Source organism: Tomitella cavernea (assembly GCF_016599145.1).
Classification (GTDB): Bacteria; Actinomycetota; Actinomycetes; order Mycobacteriales; family Mycobacteriaceae; genus Tomitella; species Tomitella cavernae.
This window is the reverse complement of sequence record NZ_JAENKO010000056.1, coordinates 1-21,900: the sequence shown is the minus strand read 5'-3', so window position 1 is coordinate 21,900 and position 21,900 is coordinate 1. Positions and strand designations below refer to the sequence as shown.

Below are 21,900 nucleotides of genomic sequence, written 5' to 3'. Positions count from 1 at the left end.
CGCCGGGGCCGCGGCGGTGCTGACGGCCGGGGCCGTGCTCGCTGCCGGCCCAGCCGCGGCGGCGCCGGCGGGTTCGGTGGGCGCCGGCCCGGTGATGCCCGACCCCGTGACCGCGTCCGTCGAGCATCTCGGCGACGCCGTCCTCTACGGCGCCGGGCTGCAGGTGTACGAGGTGGCGGCCGCGCGCCCGGCGGAGAACACGTACCCACCCGCCACCGAACTGGTGCTGCGGCGCGTGCACTCGGCCGCGGGCGGGATCCCGGGCGCCCCCCGATTCGTCTTCGTCGGCACCCCGCTGCCGGAAGCGTTCGTGGTGGCCCAGGCGTGGGAGCAGCCGGGCGTGCCGTCGGGGCTCATCGTGCCCGCCGACCCGGCGACCCTCGAACGGCTGCCGCTGGGTGACGACCTGCGAATGGTGAGCGTGCTGACCGGGCTGCTCGGGCCCTTCGCCGGCGCCGGGATGTCGACACCCTACCTGGGGTGATTCTGGTGCCGGCCGCGTTCACCAAGTCCGATCCGCACGCGCCGCCCGGGTTCTTCGCCACCGAGGCGGCCGGACTGCGCTGGCTGGGCGAGGCCGGTGGTGCACGGATCGTGGGCGTGCGCGAGGAGTCCGGGCATGCGTTGGTGCTCGAGCGGGTCGACGAGACGATTCCGCGACGTGACGTCGCCCGGGAGCTGGGCAGCGGGCTCGCACGGACGCACGCCGCCGGTGCGGACGCGTTCGGGGCGCTGCCGCCGGGCGTGAAGCAGTACTTCTTCGGCCCGATGAGCCACCCGCTGGCGTTGCCGCACGCGCCGTCGTCACGCTTCGGAGAGATCTACGCAGGGGCGCGCGTGGAGCCCGTGATCCGCTGGTGCCGCGATCAGGGGGCGATCGACGGGCCGCTGGCCGACGAGGTGGCACGCGTGTGCGCCGACCTGCGCGCGGGCCGGTGGGACGCGATCGACGGCCGCCCCGTGCGCCCGGCCCGCATCCACGGCGACCTGTGGGCCGGCAACGTGCTGTGGGAGGACGGCGGCGCGGTGCTCATCGACCCGGCCGCATACGGCGGGCACCCGGAGGCGGATCTGGCGATGCTGAGCCTGTTCGGGGCGCCGCACCTGGAGTCCGTCATCGACGGCTACGCGAACGCCGCGCCGCTGCCGGGTGACTGGACGGACCGCATAGGCCTGCACCAACTGTTCCCGCTGCTGGTGCACGCGCTGCTGTTCGGCGGCGGGTACGCCGCGTCGGTCCGGGCGGCCGTTGCGGCGCTGATCGATTGAAGGCCCGTCCGTCACCGCCGGTGCCGCAGGCGGTGCTCCAGTCCCGCGCGCACCTCGGGCCACTCGTGCGCCAGCACGGAGTATATGACCACGTCCTTGAGCACGCCGTTGCTGTGCCTGCTGTAGGCGCGCAGCACCCCGTCGCGCCGGGCGCCGAGCCGCTCGATCGCCGCCTGCGACTGGAGGTTCTGCCACTGCGTCCGAAATCCCACGCACTGGCAGCCGAGCACGTCGAACGCATGGGTGAGCAGTAGCAGCTTGGATTCTGCGTTGGTGCCGGTGCCGTGCGCGGACTGACGGTTCCAGGTGTAGCCGACCTCCAGGCGCGGCACGACCGGGTCGAGCGCGTAGTAGGTGGTCATGCCTAGCGCCGCCCCGTCGGACCTGCGTAGGGCGGTGAACGGGACCATCTCGCCGCGCTCGGCCAGACCCAGACGGCGGTCGATCTCGGTGCGCATGCCGCCCGGTTCCGGCACCGAGGTGTACCAGCGGTCCCACATGTCGCCGTCGCGAACGGCATCGACCAGGCCGTCGTGGTGTTCGACGGCCAGCGGCACCAGTTCCACCAGGCTGCCGGTGAGAGTCACGGGGTCGATGCGCCACGGGGTGTCCACCTGCGCCATTGAACACCCGTCGCGCGGTGCCGTCACGATAGGGGAGTATTCCACTATCTGCACACAATGCTAGATACAGCTATAAAGAACGATAGGCGCTCACCGGACCCAGTGGGCCGGGGCGGGGATGTCCGGCGGCAGGAGCGTGCGCGCGTCGCCCAGCGCGGCGCCGACCTGCGATGCGGTGAAATACAACGCCCGGCTGAGGTCCGCCCCGTGGAGCTGCGCGGCGCGCAGATCAGCACCGAGCAGGTCGACGCCCGTGCAGTCCTGCCGGCGCAGGTCGGCGGCGATGAGCAGCGCACCGCTCAGGTCTGCCCCGCACAGGCGGTCGCGCGTGAGGTCGCGCCCGGCGAGGTCGGCGCCGGGTGCCAGGTCCGCGCCGACGGGTTCGCCGGTGGCGTTGTATCGGACGCGGACCTCGGCGCTGACGTCCGCCAGGAGCGCGCGGACGTCGGGGCGCAGGGGTTCGACCTCGGTGGGGTGCGCCGCGGACGCCGCGAGGCGTGCGATCACCACGGCGAGGCCGTCGATCCGTTCGGCCGTGTCCGGGTCATAGGTGAGTGTGCTCGCCTCCCGCAGGTGCCACAGCATCTCGCGGGCGCGGCGGGCGGCGGCGAACTGGTCGGCCATGCGGCGCGGATCGGCCTGGCCGCCCCGGTGCGCGGCCGACTCGGAGACCGCCTGGCCTGCGCCGAAGCAGTCGAATGCGGCGCAGCCGGCGTAGCCGTGGCCGTGGAGCGAGTCATGGATGCGGCACGAGTGGTCGGGGGCGAGATTGCGACAGGGGGTGCCGGCCGGTTTGTCGACGGCGAAGTCGGCGGAGCGGGTGAAGCCGAGGAGGGTGCAGCACAGGCCGCGGCAGCGTCGGCAGTCCGCGCGCAGGTCACGGCGGAGGGGGAGTGGAGATGTGGTGTGCGCACCGGGGCGCGCGGCGTCTGATGAGGGTGACATGGAGGCTCCAGCCAGTGGTTCCGATCGGGGGACCAGGGAGGGGGGCCGTGGTGCGGCCCCGGCTGGAGGCGTGCGTGATCGCCGCCCGGCGACTGTGCGTGTGCAGCAAGCTCGGACGCGACGGGTTCACAAAGACGATGTGCGTGTCACTGGCGACGACGATACCCGGGCTGGCCGACGCCATGCCTCGCTAGGGGTATCTCAGCGTGAGGCTAGAAACAGGTAGAGAAGGATGTCGAAGCGTGCGGAGCGTTCACGCCGGCGCCTCGCCCTCGAGCGAGCGGATGACGCGGCAGGGATTGCCGGCGGCGAAGACCCGGGCAGGCACGTCACGGGTGACGACGCTCCCCGCACCGATCACCGCGTCCGGCCCGATACGCACCCCCGGGCACACGATCACCCCGGCGCCCAGCCACACACCGTCGCCGATCGTCACCGGCGCCGCGGACTCCCACCCTGCGCGCCGCGCCGCATGGTCCTCCATCGGGTGCAGCGCGGTGAGCAGTTGGGCGCGTGGGCCGATGAAGACGTTGCTGCCGATGGTGATGCGCGCACAGTCGAGCAGGATCGCGTCGTAGTTGAGGAAGGAATCGTCGCCGATGCGGATCTGCGCGCCGTAATCGCACTTCAGTGGCGGCATGACGCGTGTGCGCTCGCCGATCGACCCGAGCAGCGTGCTCAGGATCCGCGTGCGGAGCTCGTCGTCGTCGGCGGGGGTGCCGTTGAACTCGTCGAGCGCGCGGTGGCAGGCCAGGCGCTCAGCGAGCAGCTCGCCGTCGTCGTCGCGGTATGTCTCGCCGGACAGCATGCGCCGCTTCATCTCACCCATGCAAGCGACGTTAGTGGTCCGCGTCGGGAACCGCCCGCGAGAAGCCAGAAAAATATTCTTATATCTTCATTCATTGCTAGAGAGTGATAGATCCCGCTAGGTGAAGCGAGATCACCCGTCGGTCAGGCGCACCGCGCTCCGGCCGCGACGGGCCGCCGCGACCGCGAACAGCACGCCCACCGCGGCGACCCCGGCGAACCCGAAGTTGAGCAGCCTCGCCGACCCCGCCAGCGACGGCCCGCCGACCGCGACCAGCAGTCCGGCCAGCGCCGACCCGAACGTGTTGGAGATCAGCTGCACCGTGTTCACGCCCGCGGAGGCCTTCGCGGCGTCGGCCTCGTCGTCGGTGCTGGAGATGGCGGCGGTGATGAAGTGGGCGAACGCCATCCCGATGCCCGCCCCCGCGATGGCGAGCGTGACGAACCAGCCGGTCAGGGTAAGCGCGGACGGGTCGTCGGCCTGCAGCAGCCCGTAGCCCAGGAGACCGGCCGCGAGCACGAGCGGGCCGGCGATCTTGATGGCCGTGGTGGAGCGCTCGGCGGTGGCGTAGGTGGACAGGATCGACGCGATGGACCAGCCCCACGAGATCGCCGCGCCGAGCATGCCCGCGACGAACGGCTCCATGCCGCCCAGGTGCTGGCCGAACAGCGGCACGAACGTCTCGGTGGTCGACCCGATGGCCAGCGCCACGATCCCCAGGTACACCCACGGCAGCGGTGAGCGCAGCGAATAGGCGAACCGCGGCAGCACCGTGACCCGCGTGCGCCGCTCGGCCGCCACGAATGCCGCGAGCGCGGCCACTGCGACGGCGGCGAGCACCACGATCACGGCGGTGGACGAGGCGATGCTCGCGATGGAGACCGCGGCCGTGGCGGCGGTGAGCACGACCAGACCGACGATGGGGACACCGGCCCGCTCCCCGTCAGTGTCGGGGCGGCGGCGGGGGAGTGCGCGCTGCGACATCACGCACAGCACCGCGACGAACGCGGCCAGCAGGATGAACGCCCCGCGCCACGCGCCCAGCTGCGCGAACAACCCGCCCAAGACGGGGCCGAGGATGTTGCCGACGCCCCACATGGCGGAGATGAGCGCGACCGCCCGCGGCCACAGGCGCTCCGGCAATGCCGTCCGCAGCACCGCGAAGGCCAGGCCGGTGAGCAGGCCGCCGCCGAGGCCCTGCACCGCGCGGCCCGCGAGCATCACCGCCATCGTCGGCGCCGCCGCGCACACCAGCGAGCCGGCGGCGAACACGCCGAAACCGATCAGGTAGCTGCGGCGCGGTCCGCTGTTGCGCAGCGAGACGCCGACGAACATCGACGTGATCACCGAGGCCAGCAGGAACACCGTCATCGCCCACGCGTAGTACTGCTCCCCGCCGATGTCCGAGGTGGCATTGGGGAGCAGGCTGGTGGTCAAATAGATGTTGGTGGCGTAGGCGGCGACCCCGCCCGCGAGCACCACGGCCGACGCGCGATATGCGGGGCCGAAGAGCTCGCGCCAGGTGCCCGCGCCGATCCGCGCGCTCTCCTGCGCGGGCGTCTCGTTGTGGGGCGCCGTGTCGTCGTGGCGAGTGCCGGTCATGTTCCCAGAGTGTCAGGGCGCCTACGTGTGCGGACGGGCGGTGCCGCGCGGTGGGCGGTGGATCACGGGACGGCCGCCGACGCGCGCTTCTACGGGAAATCGATGGGGCCGGAGACGGGGAACCCGGGGAGCGGCACGTCATGCGGTCCGGATGCGTCGACGGACGTGAGCGTGCGGAACGCCGGGCCCTGGTCGGCTGCGGCCACGTCGTGCAGGGCGATCCACACCGGCTCCTTGTGGAAGGTGCCCTGGTAGCAGGCGGGGTCGCAGTCGTTCCAGTACCTGTTCGCGGTGCCCACGGCGAGCTGATCCGTCCACAGGTGCCAGGTGATGTCGGTGAAGCCGCCGTTCGCGTCGCCGCAGAAGATGATGATGTCCGCGGGCTCCTTGACGAGCTCGTGCGCGCAATCCACCACCTGCGTAGCGCCGTCGAGCGAGGACGCCCCGGCCGCGGCCGGGGCGCCCAGTGCCACAGTGCCGGCCGCTGCCACCGCCAGCGCGCCCGCCGTTGCGCCGGCCCTGGTGAGCAATGTCCTCGCCGACGCGCGAATGCCCCGACCCGTGCCCCGGTTCATCTGCAACCGCCTCCCATCGCACCTGCGCTCTGATAGTCATCCTGCACCTCGGGACCGACATCTACGGCAGGTCGGCGCGATTCGCGGCACTCCGACGCGCTGAGGACCCGCCCCGCCCGTCACGCCTCGAACGGCCCGGTGAGGTAGTGCTGAATCTGCGGCGCGCATCGCTCCACGAGCTCGCCGAGCGGCATCGAGGCGAGCGGTTCGATCTCGAGGATCCTGCGGGCCACGAGGATCCCGATCATGTGCGACGCGGCGAGGCTCACGCGCACATCGGCGGACCCGGGCGGCGCGTCGACGCGCCCGCGCACCTCCTTGAGCGCCACCTCAAGGATGAACGAGCGGATCAGTTGCGGATCGCCGCCGCCGAGGACGCCGCGGAACGCGCCGACCACCGCGGATCCCTGCGGCGAATCCCACAGCCCCACCACCGCGCGGAGCACGGCGCGGGCGATCTCGTCGACGGGCACCGCACGGACCTGTGCGAGCACCGTCTCCGGGTCCACGGGAAGGGCCAGCGCGGCGGCGAAGAGGTTCCGCTTGGTGCCGAAGTAGTGGTGGACCAGGGCCGGGTCCACTGCTGCGTCGGCGGCGATGGAACGGACGCTGGCCCTGTCGAACCCGGACTCGGCGAACCGTGCCCGCGCCGCCGCGAGGATCTGCTCGCGGGTGCGGGAGTTGCCCGGCCGCCGCCCGCCGCGAGTCCCGCGTCCGTCCCGCAGCCTGCGCCCGCCGCGCTGCTGCTCCGGGCCGGGGCCGGCGTTCGCATCGGCGGCGCTCACGCGGTCCGCCGCCGCATCGTCGCGGCCGCCAGGCACAGCGACACCGCGGCGAACCCGGCGACCACCGCGAGGTCCCGCCACATCGCGCCGGTGGGGGTGGGGTGCGCCGCCACCTGCTTCATCGCGCTCACCGCGTAGCTCAGCGGCAGCACATTGCTGATCGCCTCCAGCCAGCCGGGCAGTGTCTCGCGGGGTGCCAGCAGCCCGCACAGGAACAGCTGCGGGCCGACGATGAGCGGCATGAATTGCACCGCCTGGAACTCGGTGCGGGCGAACGCGCTGCACAGCAGGCCCAGCGCCACGCCGAGGACGGCGACCACCACGGCGATGAGCACCACCAGCGCCGCGCCGCCCGCCACGTCGAGGCCCAGCAGCCAGAAGCAGATCACGCACGCGATCACCGCCTGCACCACCGCGGCCAGCGAGAACGCGGTGCCGTAGCCGCCGAGCAGGTCCAGCTTGGTCAGCGGGGTGGTCATCAGGCGTTCGAGGGTGCCGGAAGTGCGCTCGCGCTGCATGGCGATGGCGGTGACCAGGAACATCGCGACGAACGGCAGGATGCCGAGCATGCTCACGCCGACCCTGTCGAATACCGACGGCATCCCGGGCGGGCCGGGCTGGTTCTGGTAGACGAAGTACAGCAGCACCAGCAGTAGCGACGGGACGGCGACGATCATGGCGACGGTGCGCCTGTCCGCCCCGAGCTGCCCCAGCACCCGCAGGCTCGTCGCCCCGTATGCGCGTGCACTCATCGCGCCGCCTCCTCTTCTTCCACTGCATCTTCGGCGGCGCGCCGTCCGCCCGGGACGCCCTCGACGAGCGCCAGGAACGCGTCCTCGAGCCGGTCCTCGCCTGTGGTGCTGCGCAAAGCGGCCGGCGTGAGCTGCGCGAGCAAGCGCCCGTCGCGCAGGAGGACGAGCTCGTCGCAGTGGTCGGCCTCGTCCATCACGTGGCTGGAGACGACGAGGGTGCGGCCGTCATCGGCGAGGCGATGGAACCGCTCCCACAGCTCGGCGCGCAGGACCGGGTCCAGGCCCACCGTCGGCTCGTCGAGGATCAGTACGTCCGGGTCCGCCACCAGTGCGCACGCCAGCGAGACGCGGGTGCGCTGGCCGCCGGACAGGTCCGCGGCGCGTCGGTTCTGGTACCGGCCCAACCCCACCGCATCCAGCGCGGCCGCCACCTCGGAGCGCGCGGCTCCGGCGAGAGCGGCGAAGTACGCGACGTTCCGGCGCACGGTGAGGTCGCCGTAGATGCTCGGGGCTTGGGTGACGTAGCCGACCCGGGAGCGTAGCCGACGCGCCCCGGCCGGGCTGCCGAGCACCGACACCGACCCCGACTCCACGATCTGCGTCCCGACGATGCTGCGCAACAGGGTGGTTTTGCCGCATCCCGAAGGGCCGAGCAGCCCGGTGATCGTCCCCGCACGGACCGCGAGCGAGACGCCGTGGAGCACCGGATTGCCGCCGCGCCGCACCGTGAGCCCGCGGATGTCGATCGCCGGATCCCGGAATTCATCGGACGATGAACTCATCATGTGATGAATTGTGCGCTCGTGCGGAGTCCTCGTCAAGGGGCACTGCGGGGATCGCGGCGCCATGCACCCCCGCCGCGCAAGCATTCTGTGCACGTCTGCGCCGCCGAAGCGGAATAATTCATTTGGTCGGCGCGCTCCGGCGCGCTCCGGCGAGCTCCGGCGCGCCCGCGCCGCAGGTGCCGACTCCGGAGGCCGTCGGCCAGTAGCCTCGGGACGGAGCTGACCGGCCGACAGCCCCTGTCGGCGGCAGCGGGAGGTGATCCGAGATGACGGCACCGCTCGGCCGCGCGCGGTTCGTGGCCACGCTGACCGGCCGCATGCGCACCGACCGGTGGGGCGTGGCCGGCACCGACCTGGGGATTGCGACGCGGCTGTCCTCCGGCGCGGTCGCGTACTTCTTCGGCGACACCTTCGAGTCGTCGGCCGCAGGCGGGCCCGGTTGGCGCAGCCCGGTGATGCTGCGCTCGGTCGCGGGGGCGCTCGACGGGGGCGTGCTCGAGGAGGGGATCGTCTTCGACGGCGCGTGCGGCGGGCGCTACGCGCGGGAGATCCTGCCCAACGCGCACGACCCGTCGCAGCGGCCCGACCCGGAGACCCCGGGCAGCGAATTCACGGTGATCCCCTGCGATGCGATCACCGTCGACCGGCGCGTGTACCTGTCCGTGGTGAGCGTGCACTCGTGGAACTCCGCCGCCGCGCCCACCAACTTCACCTACCTGGCGCGCTCCGACGACCTGGGCGTGAGCTGGCAGCGCACCGACGCGCGCTGGGACAACACGGGCGGCGCCCTGGACCAGATGTGGACGATGGACCGCGCCGACGGGTACGTGTACGTCATGTCGTCGGCGTTCGACCGCGCCAACCCGGGCGGCGTGATCCTGCGCCGCGTGCCCGAGCATCGGATCGAGGAACCCTGGGCGTACGAGGCGTGGGTGCCCGAGCGCGACGAGATGCCCAGCGGCGTGTGGATGTCGGTGCGCTCTGCGCCTGTGGTCCCCGTGCTGCCCGGGCCCGTCGGCGAGCTGAGCCTGCGCCGCATCGAGGGCACCTGGGTGCTGGCCGGGTTCGACCCGGCCGCGTACGCGATCACCACGCGCACCGCCCCGGAGCCGACGGGCCCGTGGTCGGAGCCGGTGGTGCAGGTGGCGGGCGGTGAGTGGGGCGCCGGCGACGGCACCTTCGCGCAGATCTACGGGGGCTTCATCCATCCGGACTCGGCTCTCGACGACCTGCATCTGCTCGTCTCGCAGTGGAACACGGCGGAAGGCGCGCCGTATCACGTGCTGCAGTTCCGGACGTCGGTCGCGGCATAGCGCCGTGGCCTCCCCGGCGGCGGTGGAGGCCACGGCGCACGGCGTCAGGAGCCGCTCTGCAGCATGTCCTGCATCCGCCCGATCTCGGCCTCCTGGCCGTCGATGATCGCCTGCGCCATCTTCTGCACCTGCGGGTTGGTCCCGGAGCCGAGCACTTCCTGCGACATTTCGACGGCGCCCTCGTGGTGCTGGATCATCATCTCCAGCCACATGCGGTCGAACTCCGGGCCGGAGGCGGCCATGAGCTGATCCATCTGCTCGTCCGTCATCATGCCGGTCATCTCGTGGCCGCCCTGGGCGCCGTCGGCAGCGTCGTCCGACCCGTCGCCGCCGTTCATGTCGCCCATCTCATGCCCGGAGCCCATGCCGTCGCCGGAGACCATGTCCTCGCCGCCGTCCGCGCTGGGGGCGGGCTGGCCCCACTGCGCGAGCAGCGTCGTCATCTGCTCCATCTCGGGGCCCTGGGCGGCGTCGATCTGCTCGGCGAGTGCGATCAACTCGGGGTTGTCGGTGCGGCCGTCGACCATCTCGGTCATCTCGATGGCCTGAGCATGGTGCGGGTACATGCCGTCCAAAAAGGCGATGTCGGCTTCGTTGAACTGCGCCTGTGCGGCGTCAGCGCTGTCGTTGCGGTCACCGTCGGCGGTGGCGCTGACGCTCGAGGTGGGCGTGGCGGCGTCGGTACCGGAGTCGCCGGAACTGCAGCCGGCGAGGACCAGAGCGGACACGGCGACGGCCGAGACGGCGAGGACCGGCTTCGACTGCAGCGAACGGCGGAAACGGTTGGTACGCATGGGGATCCTCCTGGATCGAGCGTGGTCGCGGCGCCGTGGACGGCGCTCTGCGGGTGTGTGTCGGAGTCCGCGCCGGGCGAGCCCGGGCAGCGGTCGCCCATCACACGCGCAGGATCGTCAGCAATTCCAGGGTGGGGCGCGTCCACGGGGGCACGGGGAGGACGGAGGATCCGTCCTCGGCCGTCGCCGGCGGCGCGCGCAGCTGTGCAACGGGGGTGAGCGGCGCCGCGGGCAGGGGGGTGGCGAGCGGCAGGACCGCCGGCGCCCGCGAACCGGCTGCGAGGCAGTGGATATCGCAGCAGTCGAGCGCCGGGAGGCATGCATCGTGCATGGCGGAATCGTCATGACCGGCCATCGCTCGCCCGTGCTCGGTGTGCGCCTGGCCGACGTGCGCGTGTCCTGCGTCCTCCTTGCCGCCGTGATCGTGGACGGCGACGGCCGAGGCTGCCGCGTGGCCGGCGGGGTCGGCGAGGCACTGGGCGGCGGCGATGCCCGCAGGTCCGGCGAGCACGATGAGCGCGGCGGCGACGAGGGCGAGCAGCCCGCGTTGCGCGCGTATCGACGAGCGGCCCAGCCTCACCTGCCCACCCCCTCCGGAACCGGATTCCATGCCGCCCGCCACGATACCTACCGGGGGTGTCGGCGGCCGCAGACGTGACCCACCATGCAGTCGTGACCGGCCACGCAGAGCGCCGACCGCGTTCAGCGGTCGCCGGTGGCGACGGGCCGCGCCGGATCGGTGATCCAGTGCGACCACGAGCCGGGATACAGCCGCGCGGGGATCCCCGCGATCTGCAGCGCCAGCACCTGGTGTGCCGCGGTGATGCCCGAGCCGCAATACGCAGCCACCTCGTCCGGCCTCCCGCCGATGCCGCCGATGACGGCGTCGAACTGCCGGCGTAATGCGTCTGCCGGCAGGAAGGTGCCGTCGTCGCGCACGTTGGCGGTGGTCGGCCGGTTCACCGCGCCGGGGATGTGCCCGGCGACCGGGTCGACGGGTTCGGAGTCGCCCCGGAACCGCTCGGGGGCCCGCGCGTCGATGAGCACCCCGCGCGCGGCGCACCCGAGTGCCCCGTCCGCCTCGAGGGACGAGCCCGGCCCCGTGGACGGCGCGGGCCCGCAACGGAAGTCGCCGCGCGCAGGGGAGACGTCGTCATGTGTTCCGCCGTCCGAGGTATCCAGGGGAAGCCCCTCCGCCACCCACCGCGCCAGGCCGCCGTCGAGCACCCGCACGTCCTCGTGCCCGTGGTGCCGGAGCAGCCACCACGCGCGGGCGGCGGCCGTGGCCGGGCCCGCGTCGTAGACGACGACCGCCGACGCCTCGCCGACACCGGCCGCGCGCATCGCCTCCTCGAACACCGCGGCCGACGGTAGCGGATGCCGCCCGCCGGGGCCGGGCGGGCCGGCGAGCTCCGCGTCCAGGTCGACGAAGCGTGCGCCGGGGATGTGCCCATCGTCGAACCCGTCGCGGTCGGGCCCGGTCGTCAGGGCCCAGCGGACGTCGAGCAGCACGGGCGGCGGGGAGGATGCGAGCAGTTCCCGGAGCCCGCGCGCGTCGACGAGCGGCGATGCGGGGCCGGGGCCGGTCCATGTTGTTCTCTTCTGGCCGCTCATGCCCTCACTCTATGGCCGCGTTGAACCGGCGCAACTGGGCGACGAACGCCTCGAGGTCGTCCATGGTCCAGCCTTCAAGCCGTGCGGAGATATCCTCCCACCGCATCGTGATGGCCTCGCGGACCTTCTCCACGCCGAGCCCGGTCAGCGAGACGGTGTGCGAGCGGCGGTCGTCCGGGTCGCAGTCGCGGCGGATCAGGCCCAGCTCCGTGAGCGCGGCGAGATGCCGGCTGATCACGGACTTGTCCATGTCGAGCACCTCGGCGATCTCGCCCGCACGCGTGGGCTGCCGGTCCGACACCACCACGAACACCGTGTAGGTGGACGGCGGCATCTCCTCGTGGATCGTGCGGGCCACCTCCGCCTTGTTCAGGCGGATGCGCCGCACCAGTGTGCGCAGCTCGTACTCGATGCCGCGCACCGCACTGAACTCGAGCGCCTCGGCGTGCGAGATAACCTCGTCCGTGGCCGTCATCGCGCGTCAGCCCACCTTCACGCCGGGTGCGGTGCCGGCATCATCCTGGGCCGCCGCATCGCCACCGTCGTCCTGTCCCGCGGCCGTTCGCTGCAGGTCGGCCAACTCGTCGTCGCGCTCGATTGTCTCGCGCAGCGGCACCTCCTTGATGAACAGCACCGCGAGGAACGCCAGGACGGCGAACGGCACCGAGAACAGGAACACCTGCGCCACACCCGAGCCGTAGGCGTGCTCGTAGACGGGGCGCAGCACGTCGCCGAGCGTGGTGACGTCGGGGATCTGGTGGGTGTCCATATCCATCATCGCCCGGCCGACCTCGGGGTCGGAGTGTGCGGCGCCGGAGATGGAGGCCGCCACCTTGTGCCCCAGCGCGGTGCCGAGCGCGGACACGCCGATCGCACCGCCCATCGTGCGCATGAACGCGGCCAGTGAGCTCGCCGAGCCGATGTCCTTCTGGGCCGCGTTGTTCTGCACGGCCAGTACCAGGTTCTGGTTGAGGCAGCCGACGCCGATGCCGAGGATCGACATGTACAGGCCGACGACGATGATCGGCGTGGTGGACGTGATGGTGCTCAGCAGCGCCGCGCCCGACACCAGCAGGACAGAACCGAAGATCAGGAAGCGCTTCCACTTGCCCTTGGCCGCGATGAGCCGCCCGGACACCACCGACGACACGAGCACGCCGCACACCAGGAACAGGGTCATCAGGCCGGCCTTGGTGGGGCTCATGCCGCGGGAGAGCTGGAAGTACTGCACCAGGAAGACGGTGCCGGCGAACATGGCGACGCCCACCATCACCGACGCGAACACGGCGAGGCTGGTGGTGCGGTCCTTGAACAGGTGCAGGGGGATGATCGGCTCGCGTACACGGGTCTCCGCCCACACGAACAGCGCCAGCAGTGCGAGCCCGCCGACGAGCATGCCGATGCTCAGCGCCGAGCCCCAGTCGAACTGCGATCCGCCCAGCGACACCCAGACGAGCAGCACGGACACACCCGCGGTGATGAGGGTGGCGCCCACGTAATCGATGGACACGTCGCGCTTGACCGTGGGCAGGTGCAGCGTCTTCTGCAGCACCGCGAACGCGATGACGGCGAAGGGCACGCCCACGTAGAAGCACCAGCGCCAGGCGGCGCCGGACATGTAGCCGGGGAGCGCGTCGCCCAGCGCGGTGGCGTCCACCAGCAGCCCGCCCAGCAGCGGGCCGCTGACCGTTGCCACGGCGAACACCGCGCCGAGGTAGCCGAAGTACTTGCCGCGGTCGCGCGCCGTGATCATGCTGGCGATGACGATCTGCACCAGGGCGGACAGACCGCCCATGCCGACGCCCTGGATGAGCCGGGCGACGATGAGCACGCCGATCCCGTCCGCCAGTCCGGCGACGATCGAGCCTGCCACGTAGATCAGCAGGGCCAGCTGGGTGAGGGCCTTCTTGCTGAACAGGTCGGCGAACTTTCCCCAGATAGGTGTTGTCGCGGTCATCGTCAGCAGCGACGCGGTGACCACCCAGGTGTAGCCGGCCTCGCTGCCGCCCAGGTCGGCGACGATGCGCGGCAGGGCGGTGGACACCACCGTGGACGAGAGCATGGCGACGAACATCGCCATGAGCAGGCCGGACAGCGCCAGCAGCACCTCGCGGTGGCTCATGGGGGCGGTGCCGGCGGCAGGCGCGCCGGGCGGGGCGTTGCGTGGGGTTTCGGTAGTACTCATCCAGGTGCGTCCTCGAAAGATCAGGTAAGAATCCAAGTACCGGTCGGCGGTGGGCACGACCCGGCGTGATTAGTTGCTTTCGTCAACCATACAACTGGTTGCGCCGTACAACTAATGATTCCCGTGTGAGGCTTGACACGCACCGCGAAACAACGGAGCCCAGCGCGCTCCGGAAAGCGCGCCGGGCTCCGTTGTTGTCGGGCGGGGGCCGGTCAGCGTGCGCCGACGGACTCCGGTTCCTTCCCGGGGATGCCGGTGCCGCGGATCGAGCAGCCGGCGGTCTCGCGCAGGAAGTACACCGCCACCATGCCGACCACGCACGCGATCATCATGTAGAGCGCCGGGAACAGGTCCCACCCGGTGCCGTTGATCGCCGCGTCGTTGATGAACGGGGCGGTGCCGCCGAAGGCCGCCGTCGCCACGTTGTAGCTCAGCGCGAACCCGGCGTAACGCACGTGCGTGGGGAACATCGCCGGGAACGTCGCGGAGATCGTCGCCAGCTGCGGCAGATACAGCAGCCCCAGCACGGCGAACCCCAGCAGCGCCCACCCGAAGCCCTGCCCCATGAGCCAGTACATCGGTATCGCGAGGACGAACAGGCTGATCAGCGACGCCCACCACATGGGTTTTCGGCCCGTGGAGTCCGACCACCTGCCGATGAACGGGATCACCGCCATCATCACCAGCTCGCCGATGAGGATGAGCAGGGTGGTCGAATCATCGCTCATGCCGATCTTGTTCTCGAGGTAGGTCGGCTGGTAGGTCAGCAGCGTGTACTGCACCACATTGAGCGCGATCACCATGCCGAACATCGTGAATATCGGCCTGCGGTAGTCGCGCACCAGATCCACCATCCGCTGCCAGGCGGAGCCCTCCATCTCGGTGGACTCGCTGCTCTCGGCCTCGGTGAACACGGGCGTGTCCGACATCTTCGAGCGCAGGTACCAGCCCACCAGGCCCAGCGGCGCGGCGATGAGGAACGGGATCCGCCAGCCCCAATCTCCCATCGCGGCCTCGCTCATGGCCGTCTGGCAGATCAGGACGACGGCGGCACCCATGACGAAGCCGCCGAGGGTACCGAACTCCAGGAAGCTGCCGTACTTGCCGCGGTGCTTGTCCGGCGAGTACTCGGCCATGAAGGTCGCGGCGCCGCCGTACTCGCCGCCGGTGGAGAAGCCCTGGATCACGCGCAACAGCACGAGCAGGATCGGGGCCGCCACGCCGATGGTCGCATGCGAGGGGATGAACGCGATGAGGAAGGTGGCCGCCGACATCAGCAGGATCGTCGCGGCCAGCACGGCCTTGCGGCCGATCCGGTCGCCGATGGGCCCCCACACCATGCCGCCGATCGGCCGGAGCACGAAGGAGATCGCGAACGTGAGCATGGTGGCCAGTGTCGACAGGCTGCCGGGGAAGAACGCGTCGCCGATGTAGGTGGCGGTGGCGGCGAAGACGCCGTAGTCGTACCACTCGGTCGCATTGCCGATCGCGGATGCGGCGATCACCCTGCGCAGGAGGCGCCGTCCCTCCGGAGTCTCCGGGTCGGGGGTGCCGGTGACGTCATCGGTCGCCGTCACACCGCCCGGTGGAGTCGCGGCGGCCTCGTCGGGGCCGCCGGACGCGTCCGCGTCGTCAGGCGGCAGGCCTGCGTCTGTGCGCATGGGTCCTCCTCCGCCGATGTCGTTCGCGCGGGTACGCGGCGCGACTTCGATCGGCGTTGCAGGTGCCGCGCCCAGTGGGCTGGGCCGTTCACCGGCGGGTCCTGTCGTGTGCGTGCCGGTGCGGGGTCCGCGGTCACCGTCGGGTGGCCGACGTTACGTATGCGAACCGGCCGTGGCCAATCCTGTGAACGGCGGCGCGGTCTGCGTTGTGGGTTGGACTCGCAGTGTTTCACACTCTCTACCCGCGCGGACGCCGGAATTTTGCGCGTGAACGGAGTCGATGCACAATCGTGATCGGGATCACTGTCGGACGTCCGGATCGGGCGCTTGCGGTGGAGCGGCATGGCGCGGTTCGGCGGGGCGTTCCGCTGCGCGTGCGAGGTGTTGCGCGTCGTCGGGGTGGATGGTCACGGCCGCGATCACCACGCCGACGATCACTCCGATCGCGGTGTCGGCGACGCGGCTGAGCGCCATGGACGTCGTCAGCCCGCCGCTGAGCCCCATCATGAGCAGGGCCATCGGGGTGATGGCGGTGGTGGCCACGGCGTAGTTCCGTGCGATCGTCAGCTCGGTGATCACCTGCAGGGCGACGATGGTCGCGGCCGTCGGCCAGAAGCCCATTGCGGTCGCGATGAACGCGAGCGCCACGGCGGCACCGGTGACGTTGCCGACGAGGCGCTGGATCGAGCGCTGAACCGTGCTGGCGAACGTGATCGATTGCAGGGCTGCGGTGGCGCCCATCGACGCCCACAGCGAATGCTCGAGGCCGATGCCCAGCGCCGCTACTCCGGCCAGCGAGGAGGCGACGGCGATGCGCGCACCGGCGCCGAGGAACTCGCCCGAGGCCAGGCGTCCGACGCCGGAGCGGACCCAGCGGCGTTCCTCGTCGGTGCCGTGCTGGGACGTGCGGGTCACCGGTGCCATCGCGGCGAGCCAGCCCACGGTGACGCCGAGCGCGGTTGCGAGAGCGGCGCGGGGCAGGTCGCCGGTCATGGCCGCCGCCGCGCCGGCGAACACGATCACCACCGCGCCTGGGCCGACGATGCGCAGCGACGCGAGCAGCCACGCCCCCGCGCCGCCGGCGAGCGACAGGACGGCGATCTGCAGCAGCATCGGCGTGCCGGTGAGGGCGGACCCCAGCAGGATCGACCCGATGATCGTGGCCCCGGCGATCGCCGTCTTGCCCGCGCGGCGGCGGTATGGCTCACCGCGGGCGAAGGCCGCGGTGATGGCGCCCAGGCCTGCGAGTGCGGCCAGCTCCGTGTGCCCCAGTGTGCCGCCGACGATGAGGACGATGGCGGTGGCTGCGCCGACCCGCAGCGCCGGGACGAGGCTCGGCGAGCCGGGGTTGAGGGAGAACGCGCGGCGCCACGTTGCACGGGCACGGGAATGCCGGGCCGCCGCGCGTGCGCGGTGCACGTGGCTGCGGAGCGCGGTGGAGCCGGGCTCGGTGGGGATGGGAGCGGGGGTCGGAGTGCGCATCGCCCACCAAGGTAGTTCACAAGTAAAACACAGGTAAAATAATGTGATGCACGATGCGTTAACCTGTGCGCATGCACACCGACGGCGACCTGGTCGACAGGATCGTCGACGAATGGGATTCCGCGTTCCCGGATGTCGGCCTCGCGCCCGTCGAGGTGATCGTCCGCATCGCACGCATCAGCACGCTGAGCCTCCGCGCGCTCGAACACGAACTGGCGCGCACGGCGGTCTCGCGCGGGGAGTACGAGGTGCTCGGCGCCCTGGTGCGCAACGACCATCCGCTGCGGCCCGGCGAGGTCACGACCACCACGATGGTCAGCCCCGCCGCCACCACCAAATACGTCGACGCGCTGGTGCGCAAGGGGCTTGTGGAGCGCGGCACGTGGGAACAGGACAAGCGCGTGGTGCTGCTGCGGATCACCGACGCGGGCCGCGAACTTGTGCGGAAGGTCTTCCCCGCGCGCGTCGAACGCGACCGGCGCCTGCTCGCTGGGCTCGACGACGACGAGCGCGCCGTCCTGTTGGGCCTGCTGCGCCGCGTGACGGCGAACGCGGAGCACGCGGCGCCGGAGTGAGCGGCGGCTGTGGATCGAGTGGCGGTGGCCCTCAGCCCACGTTGACGCGCCGCGGCCGCAGCGACGTGCCGTAGTCGGTGACCCACGAGCTTACGGCGGCGAGGCGCTGCCACGCGCTGGGCAGCAGCATCACGTGCACTCCCAGCCAGGCGAGAAACGCGACATGCCCCTGGATGTGCCGGCGGCCTCGACCGATCTCCGCCACCGCGGCGCCGCGGCCGATCATCGCCATGATGCCCTTGTCGCGGTACTTGAATCGGGAGCGGTCGCGTCCCGCCAGGTCCGCCAGGATGTTGCGGGCGGCGTGCTGGCCCGACTGCTGTGCCACCGAGCCCAGCTGCGGCAACGACGTGGTCTCGCCGCCGCGGCCGTGGATGTCGGGGATCAGTGCGATGTCGCCCAGCGCGTAGACCCCGTCGTGCCCGGTTACCGTCAGGTCGTCGTTGACGTTGATCCGTCCGCCGTGCCCCACTGGCAAGGACGAATCGGCGATGAGGCTCGGCGGACGCTGCCCCCCGGCCCACACCACGGTGTCCGAGTCGATGCGGCTGCCGTCGCCGAGTTCCACACCGTCGGCCGAGACGCTCGTCACCGAGGTGCCGAAATGCAGCTGCACGCCCAGCTGCTCCAGCTCGCGCCGCGCGTAGGAGTGGGACGCGTCGGAAAAAGGTTTGAGCAGCGCGTCGCCGTGATCGACCAGGTGCACCGTCACCTTGCTCGCGATCCCGCCGTCGTAGCGCGGGGCGATCACCACCCGCAGGTTCTCGGCGATGGCGCCGGCCAGCTCCACGCCCGTCGGGCCGCCGCCCACGATCACGACGTCGATGTCGGAGGTGATACCCAGGGGCGAGTCGACGCGGTCGAGCTCGCTGATGAGGCGCCGGCTGAGTCGCTCCGCGTCCTCGAGGGTGTACATCGGGTAGCAGTGTTCCTCGGCGCCCGGGACGCCGAAGAAGTTCGCGTCCACCCCCACTCCCAGCACCAGGATGCGGGCGGTGCACACGGTGCCGTCGGCCAGGGTGACCGACCGTGCGTCCGGGTCGATCGCCACCACTTCGCCCACTGCGACCTTCACCGAGTCGTGCCGCCGGAAGATCCCGCGCAGCGGATAGCCGACCTCGCTGATGCCGAGCTGCGACGTGGCCACCTGGTAGTTGAGCGGTTTGAACTGGTGGTAATTGTTGCGGTCGATGAGCAGGACCTCGACGTCGTCCCGGCCCAGGCGATCGGCGAGTGCGAGTCCGGCGAACCCGCCGCCCACCACGACGACCTCGCGGTGCACCGTCTGCAGTTCTTTGTCCGCCGTCCCCCGGCCCCGTGATGTCATGGCCACGAAACTAGTCGACATCATCCGATTTCGAGCCGGTACGATTATTCAACAATGTTGACGACGCTGGTGCGCATCGCGGCCAGTGCGCCGTAGGTGTGCGCAGAGTTGACTGGGTACTGGACGACGGCGACGGCATGACACGGAGGTGGGAATGAGCCCGGTGGGCAGCGGCGAGGAGTCCGGCGACACTGCGGTGGGGCCCAAGCACCATCGCGACGCGGTGCAGCAGGCCGCGGCGCGGCTGTTCAGTGAGAAGGGGTTCACCGCGACCGGCGTGCGCGAGATCGCGGGCGAGGCGGGTGTGGACCCCGCGCTGGTCATCCGCTACTTCGGGTCCAAGGAGAAGCTGTTCCTGCGGACCATGACGATGTCGGTGGACTTCGCCGATCTCATGGCGGGCCCGCTGGACGGGCTGGGCGAGCGGGCCGTCACCTTCGTCCTGGGCCGGACGCGGACGGGCGGCCCTAGCGGTCCGTACGGCGCCGGGGGGGAGCGCTCCTACTCCGCGGGCGTGTTCGCCGCTCTGCTGCGTGCCTCAGACCGGCCGACCGTGCGCGCCCACCTGGCCGAGACTGTGGAGGAGATGTTCGTCGGACTGGTGGCCGGCAGGCTCGACGGTGCCGATGCAGACCTGCGTGCCCGGCTCATGGCCGCACAGCTCACCGGGCTCATGACGTCGATGCACGTGGTGGAGGATCCCGGGCTGGCCGCGGCATCCGACGGCGAGATCACGCGGTATTACGGCCGCTCGATCCAGCTGCTCATCGACGGCTGACCTGGACTCACGCGCTCCGGCGGCGGGGCATTCCACCGAGGGTGGCCGGGCCGGCGGCCGAAGGGCCATGATCGGGGGAGGGGCGCCGTACGTCGGAAGGAGCGGGCGATGACGGTCCGGAACGGTGAAATGCGCAGCGTCGCCGTGGTCGGTGCGGGGGTGGTGGGCCTGTCCACCGCGTGGCACCTGCAGGAACGCGGCATCGAGGTGACGGTCTTCGATGAGGCGGGCCCCGCGGCGGGCTCGTCGTGGGGCAACGCCGGGTGGATCACGCCCGCGCTCAGCACCCCGCTGCCCGAACCCGCCGTCCTCGCCTACGGCCTCCGGCAGCTGCTGCGCCCGTCGTCGCCGGTGTACGTGCCGCCGTCGGCCGTGCTCGACCCGGGCCTGGCGGGGTTCCTCGCGCGGTTCGCGCGCAACAGCACGTCGCGGCGGTGGCGTACGGCCATGGACGCGCTGGTGCGCATCAACCGCCACGCCCTCGAAGCGTTCGACAAGATGGTGCGCGACGACGAGGCGATGGCCGGCTGCCTGCACGAGGCCGATCCCTTCATCGTCGGGTACACCGACCCCGCCCAGACCCAGTCGCTGGTGGACGAGGCCCGGCAGATCACCGACGCGGGCCAGCCGGTGCAGGTGGACGAGCTGCCCATCGACGAGGCGCGGCGGCGCGCACCTATGCTCTCACCCGAGGTGCGGGCCACACTGCTGCTGCGGGGGCAACGGTACCTGCATCCGCCGAAGTTCGTCGCCGCGCTCGCCGACGCGGTCACGGTGCGCGGCGGCGAGGTGCGCGGCGGGGTCCGGATCGAGGTGGTGCGGGACCGTGGGCGGCGGGCCGCTGTGGTCGGGAAGGCTGCGGGCGGGGCCGGGGTGGCCGCCGGCGATTCAGTCGATTTCGAGGCCGACGCTGTGGTGCTGGCCGACGGCGCAGAACTCAACACGATGGCCAGCCGCTTCGGCGTGCGAGCGCAGGTGCGGGCCGGTCGGGGATACAGCTTCAGCGTTCCGGTGGAGCGGACGCCGCCGGGGCCGCTGTACTTTCCGGTCTCGCGGGTCGCCTGCACTCCGTTGGGCGACCGGCTGCGGGTGGCCGGGATGATGGAGTTCCGGCGGCACGACGCGCCCATGGACCCGCGCCGGATCGCCGCCGTCGTCGACTCGGTGCGCCCCCTTCTGACCGGGGTGGATCTCGACGATCGCCGGGACGAGTGGGTGGGGTCGCGCCCCTGCACCGCCGACGGCCTGCCGCTGATCGGGGCGACGGGCTCGCAGCGGGTGTTCGTCGCCGGCGGCCACGGCATGTGGGGGATGACGCTGGGGCCGGCGACGGGCATGCTGCTCGCCGAGGCCATCGACACCGGCCGCACCCCCGAGGACATTGCGGCGTTCGATCCGCTGCGCTGACCGGAAGCGCACGGTCGCACCCCGGATTCGGGCATGATGGGGCCGAGGCGGCGCGTGGGCCTATACGCGCCCGGACTCTCGGGAGGGGAGCGCGATGAACCTGGTGCTCAACGTGATCTGGCTGGTCTTCGGGGGACTGTGGCTGGCGCTCGGTTACTTCGCGATCGGCATCGTGCTGTGCATCCTCATCATCACCATCCCGTTCGGCATCGCGGCGTTCCGCATGGGCGTGTTCGCGCTGTGGCCGTTCGGGCGCACGGTGGTGGACAAGCCCGAGGCGGGGTCCACCTCGCTGGTGATGAATGTGATCTGGTTCGTGATCGCCGGGTTGTGGATGGCGCTCGGGCACATCGCCACCGCGTTCGTGCAGGCGATCACGATCATCGGCATCCCCCTGGCGCTGGCCAACATCAAGATGATCCCGGTGACCTGCTTCCCCTTCGGCAAGGACATCGTGTCCACCGATCGGCCGCCGGCCGGGGCGCACGTGTACTACCAGCAGAACTGACGGGCGGCGTGCCTGCGGGGGTGCGGGGGTGCGGGGGTGCGGGCGGTACGTTGGCGCGCGCCGATTGCCGCGCCGCGCGCCGGTTGCCGCGCCGCGCGCCGGTTGCTGCGCC

Annotated in this window: 23 protein-coding genes; 7 read left to right on the top strand and 16 right to left on the bottom strand. The window is 71.4% G+C overall.

Annotation, left to right across the window (positions count from 1 at the left end):
• Both JJ683_RS16200 and JJ683_RS16195 read left to right on the top strand, forming a co-directional pair.
• Positions 1–484 (top strand): hypothetical protein (locus JJ683_RS16200; RefSeq protein ID WP_200175631.1); only part of this gene is annotated, 484 nt, incomplete at its 5' end.
• The gene (locus JJ683_RS16195) at positions 481–1,269 is read left to right on the top strand and encodes a fructosamine kinase family protein (protein ID WP_372435323.1); all 789 of its coding nucleotides are present in this window, start codon (positions 481–483) and stop codon (positions 1,267–1,269) included. The genes JJ683_RS16200 and JJ683_RS16195, both read left to right, overlap by 4 nt.
• A gap of 11 nt (positions 1,270–1,280) precedes the next feature.
• On the opposite strand, the gene JJ683_RS16190 is transcribed toward JJ683_RS16195, so the two are convergent.
• The 8 genes from JJ683_RS16190 to JJ683_RS16155 all read right to left on the bottom strand — a co-directional run bounded on the left by JJ683_RS16190 (position 1,281) and on the right by JJ683_RS16155 (position 8,144).
• Positions 1,281–1,919 carry a GNAT family N-acetyltransferase gene (locus JJ683_RS16190; RefSeq protein WP_307810986.1) on the bottom strand — a complete coding sequence of 213 codons (639 nt, stop codon included), beginning with the start codon at positions 1,917–1,919 and terminating at the stop codon, positions 1,281–1,283.
• A gap of 63 nt (positions 1,920–1,982) precedes the next feature.
• The gene (locus JJ683_RS16185; RefSeq protein WP_200175629.1) at positions 1,983–2,837 is read right to left on the bottom strand and encodes a pentapeptide repeat-containing protein; all 855 of its coding nucleotides are present in this window, start codon (positions 2,835–2,837) and stop codon (positions 1,983–1,985) included.
• Between the two features lie 253 nt (positions 2,838–3,090).
• A complete protein-coding gene (locus JJ683_RS16180; RefSeq protein WP_200175627.1) occupies positions 3,091–3,666 on the bottom strand; it encodes a sugar O-acetyltransferase in 576 nt (191 codons plus the stop codon).
• 111 nt (positions 3,667–3,777) lie between these two features.
• Positions 3,778–5,247 carry an MFS transporter gene (locus JJ683_RS16175; protein ID WP_200175625.1) on the bottom strand — a complete coding sequence of 490 codons (1,470 nt, stop codon included), beginning with the start codon at positions 5,245–5,247 and terminating at the stop codon, positions 3,778–3,780.
• An 89-nt stretch (positions 5,248–5,336) separates the two neighbouring features.
• Entirely contained in the window at positions 5,337–5,822 is a 486-nt protein-coding gene (locus tag JJ683_RS16170) for a hypothetical protein (protein WP_200175623.1), read from the bottom strand.
• 119 nt (positions 5,823–5,941) lie between these two features.
• Positions 5,942–6,607 carry a TetR/AcrR family transcriptional regulator gene (locus JJ683_RS16165; RefSeq protein ID WP_307810985.1) on the bottom strand — a complete coding sequence of 222 codons (666 nt, stop codon included), beginning with the start codon at positions 6,605–6,607 and terminating at the stop codon, positions 5,942–5,944.
• On the bottom strand, positions 6,604–7,359 hold the full coding sequence (locus JJ683_RS16160; protein ID WP_200175621.1) for an ABC transporter permease: 756 nt from the start codon (positions 7,357–7,359) through the stop codon (positions 6,604–6,606). Before JJ683_RS16160 ends, JJ683_RS16165 begins: the two co-directional genes overlap by 4 nt.
• Positions 7,356–8,144: an ABC transporter ATP-binding protein gene (locus tag JJ683_RS16155; RefSeq protein ID WP_372435322.1), complete on the bottom strand. Its 789-nt coding sequence runs from the start codon at positions 8,142–8,144 to the stop codon at positions 7,356–7,358. Before JJ683_RS16155 ends, JJ683_RS16160 begins: the two co-directional genes overlap by 4 nt.
• A 266-nt stretch (positions 8,145–8,410) precedes the next feature.
• On the opposite strand from JJ683_RS16155, the gene JJ683_RS16150 reads away from it, so the two are divergent.
• The gene (locus tag JJ683_RS16150) at positions 8,411–9,457 is read left to right on the top strand and encodes a glycoside hydrolase family 183 protein (RefSeq protein ID WP_200175619.1); all 1,047 of its coding nucleotides are present in this window, start codon (positions 8,411–8,413) and stop codon (positions 9,455–9,457) included.
• Positions 9,458–9,501: 44 nt separating this feature from the next.
• Here JJ683_RS16150 and JJ683_RS16145 read toward each other — a convergent pair whose 3' ends face one another.
• The 7 genes from JJ683_RS16145 to JJ683_RS16115 all read right to left on the bottom strand — a co-directional run bounded on the left by JJ683_RS16145 (position 9,502) and on the right by JJ683_RS16115 (position 17,193).
• Positions 9,502–10,251, bottom strand: coding sequence for a DUF305 domain-containing protein (locus JJ683_RS16145; protein ID WP_200175617.1), 750 nt, complete (start codon positions 10,249–10,251; stop codon positions 9,502–9,504).
• Between the two features lie 100 nt (positions 10,252–10,351).
• Positions 10,352–10,861 (bottom strand): hypothetical protein, encoded by a 510-nt coding sequence (locus JJ683_RS16140; RefSeq protein ID WP_200175615.1) that lies wholly within the window; start codon positions 10,859–10,861, stop codon positions 10,352–10,354.
• 92 nt (positions 10,862–10,953) lie between these two features.
• Positions 10,954–11,865 carry a sulfurtransferase gene (locus tag JJ683_RS16135; protein WP_200175613.1) on the bottom strand — a complete coding sequence of 304 codons (912 nt, stop codon included), beginning with the start codon at positions 11,863–11,865 and terminating at the stop codon, positions 10,954–10,956.
• 4 nt (positions 11,866–11,869) lie between these two features.
• The gene (locus JJ683_RS16130) at positions 11,870–12,340 is read right to left on the bottom strand and encodes a MarR family winged helix-turn-helix transcriptional regulator (RefSeq protein ID WP_200175612.1); all 471 of its coding nucleotides are present in this window, start codon (positions 12,338–12,340) and stop codon (positions 11,870–11,872) included.
• A 6-nt stretch (positions 12,341–12,346) separates the two neighbouring features.
• Positions 12,347–14,050, bottom strand: coding sequence for an MDR family MFS transporter (locus tag JJ683_RS16125; protein WP_200175611.1), 1,704 nt, complete (start codon positions 14,048–14,050; stop codon positions 12,347–12,349).
• Positions 14,051–14,262: 212 nt separating this feature from the next.
• On the bottom strand, positions 14,263–15,711 hold the full coding sequence (locus tag JJ683_RS16120) for an MFS transporter (RefSeq protein ID WP_200175610.1): 1,449 nt from the start codon (positions 15,709–15,711) through the stop codon (positions 14,263–14,265).
• Positions 15,712–16,011: 300 nt separating this feature from the next.
• The gene (locus JJ683_RS16115) at positions 16,012–17,193 is read right to left on the bottom strand and encodes an FUSC family protein (protein ID WP_200175609.1); all 1,182 of its coding nucleotides are present in this window, start codon (positions 17,191–17,193) and stop codon (positions 16,012–16,014) included.
• Between the two features lie 71 nt (positions 17,194–17,264).
• On the opposite strand from JJ683_RS16115, the gene JJ683_RS16110 reads away from it, so the two are divergent.
• Positions 17,265–17,768, top strand: a complete 504-nt coding sequence (locus JJ683_RS16110; protein ID WP_200175607.1) for a MarR family winged helix-turn-helix transcriptional regulator — start codon at positions 17,265–17,267, stop codon at positions 17,766–17,768.
• A gap of 31 nt (positions 17,769–17,799) precedes the next feature.
• Here JJ683_RS16110 and JJ683_RS16105 read toward each other — a convergent pair whose 3' ends face one another.
• Complete coding sequence (locus JJ683_RS16105; protein WP_200175605.1) at positions 17,800–19,095, bottom strand: NAD(P)/FAD-dependent oxidoreductase; 1,296 nt, start codon at positions 19,093–19,095, stop codon at positions 17,800–17,802.
• Positions 19,096–19,249: 154 nt separating this feature from the next.
• On the opposite strand from JJ683_RS16105, the gene JJ683_RS16100 reads away from it, so the two are divergent.
• The 3 genes from JJ683_RS16100 to JJ683_RS16090 all read left to right on the top strand — a co-directional run bounded on the left by JJ683_RS16100 (position 19,250) and on the right by JJ683_RS16090 (position 21,788).
• Positions 19,250–19,873: a TetR/AcrR family transcriptional regulator gene (locus JJ683_RS16100; RefSeq protein ID WP_200175603.1), complete on the top strand. Its 624-nt coding sequence runs from the start codon at positions 19,250–19,252 to the stop codon at positions 19,871–19,873.
• 108 nt (positions 19,874–19,981) lie between these two features.
• Positions 19,982–21,280 (top strand): NAD(P)/FAD-dependent oxidoreductase, encoded by a 1,299-nt coding sequence (locus JJ683_RS16095; RefSeq protein WP_242474789.1) that lies wholly within the window; start codon positions 19,982–19,984, stop codon positions 21,278–21,280.
• Between the two features lie 94 nt (positions 21,281–21,374).
• Entirely contained in the window at positions 21,375–21,788 is a 414-nt protein-coding gene (locus JJ683_RS16090; protein WP_200175601.1) for a YccF domain-containing protein, read from the top strand.
• The last annotated feature ends 112 nt before the right edge of the window (positions 21,789–21,900 follow it).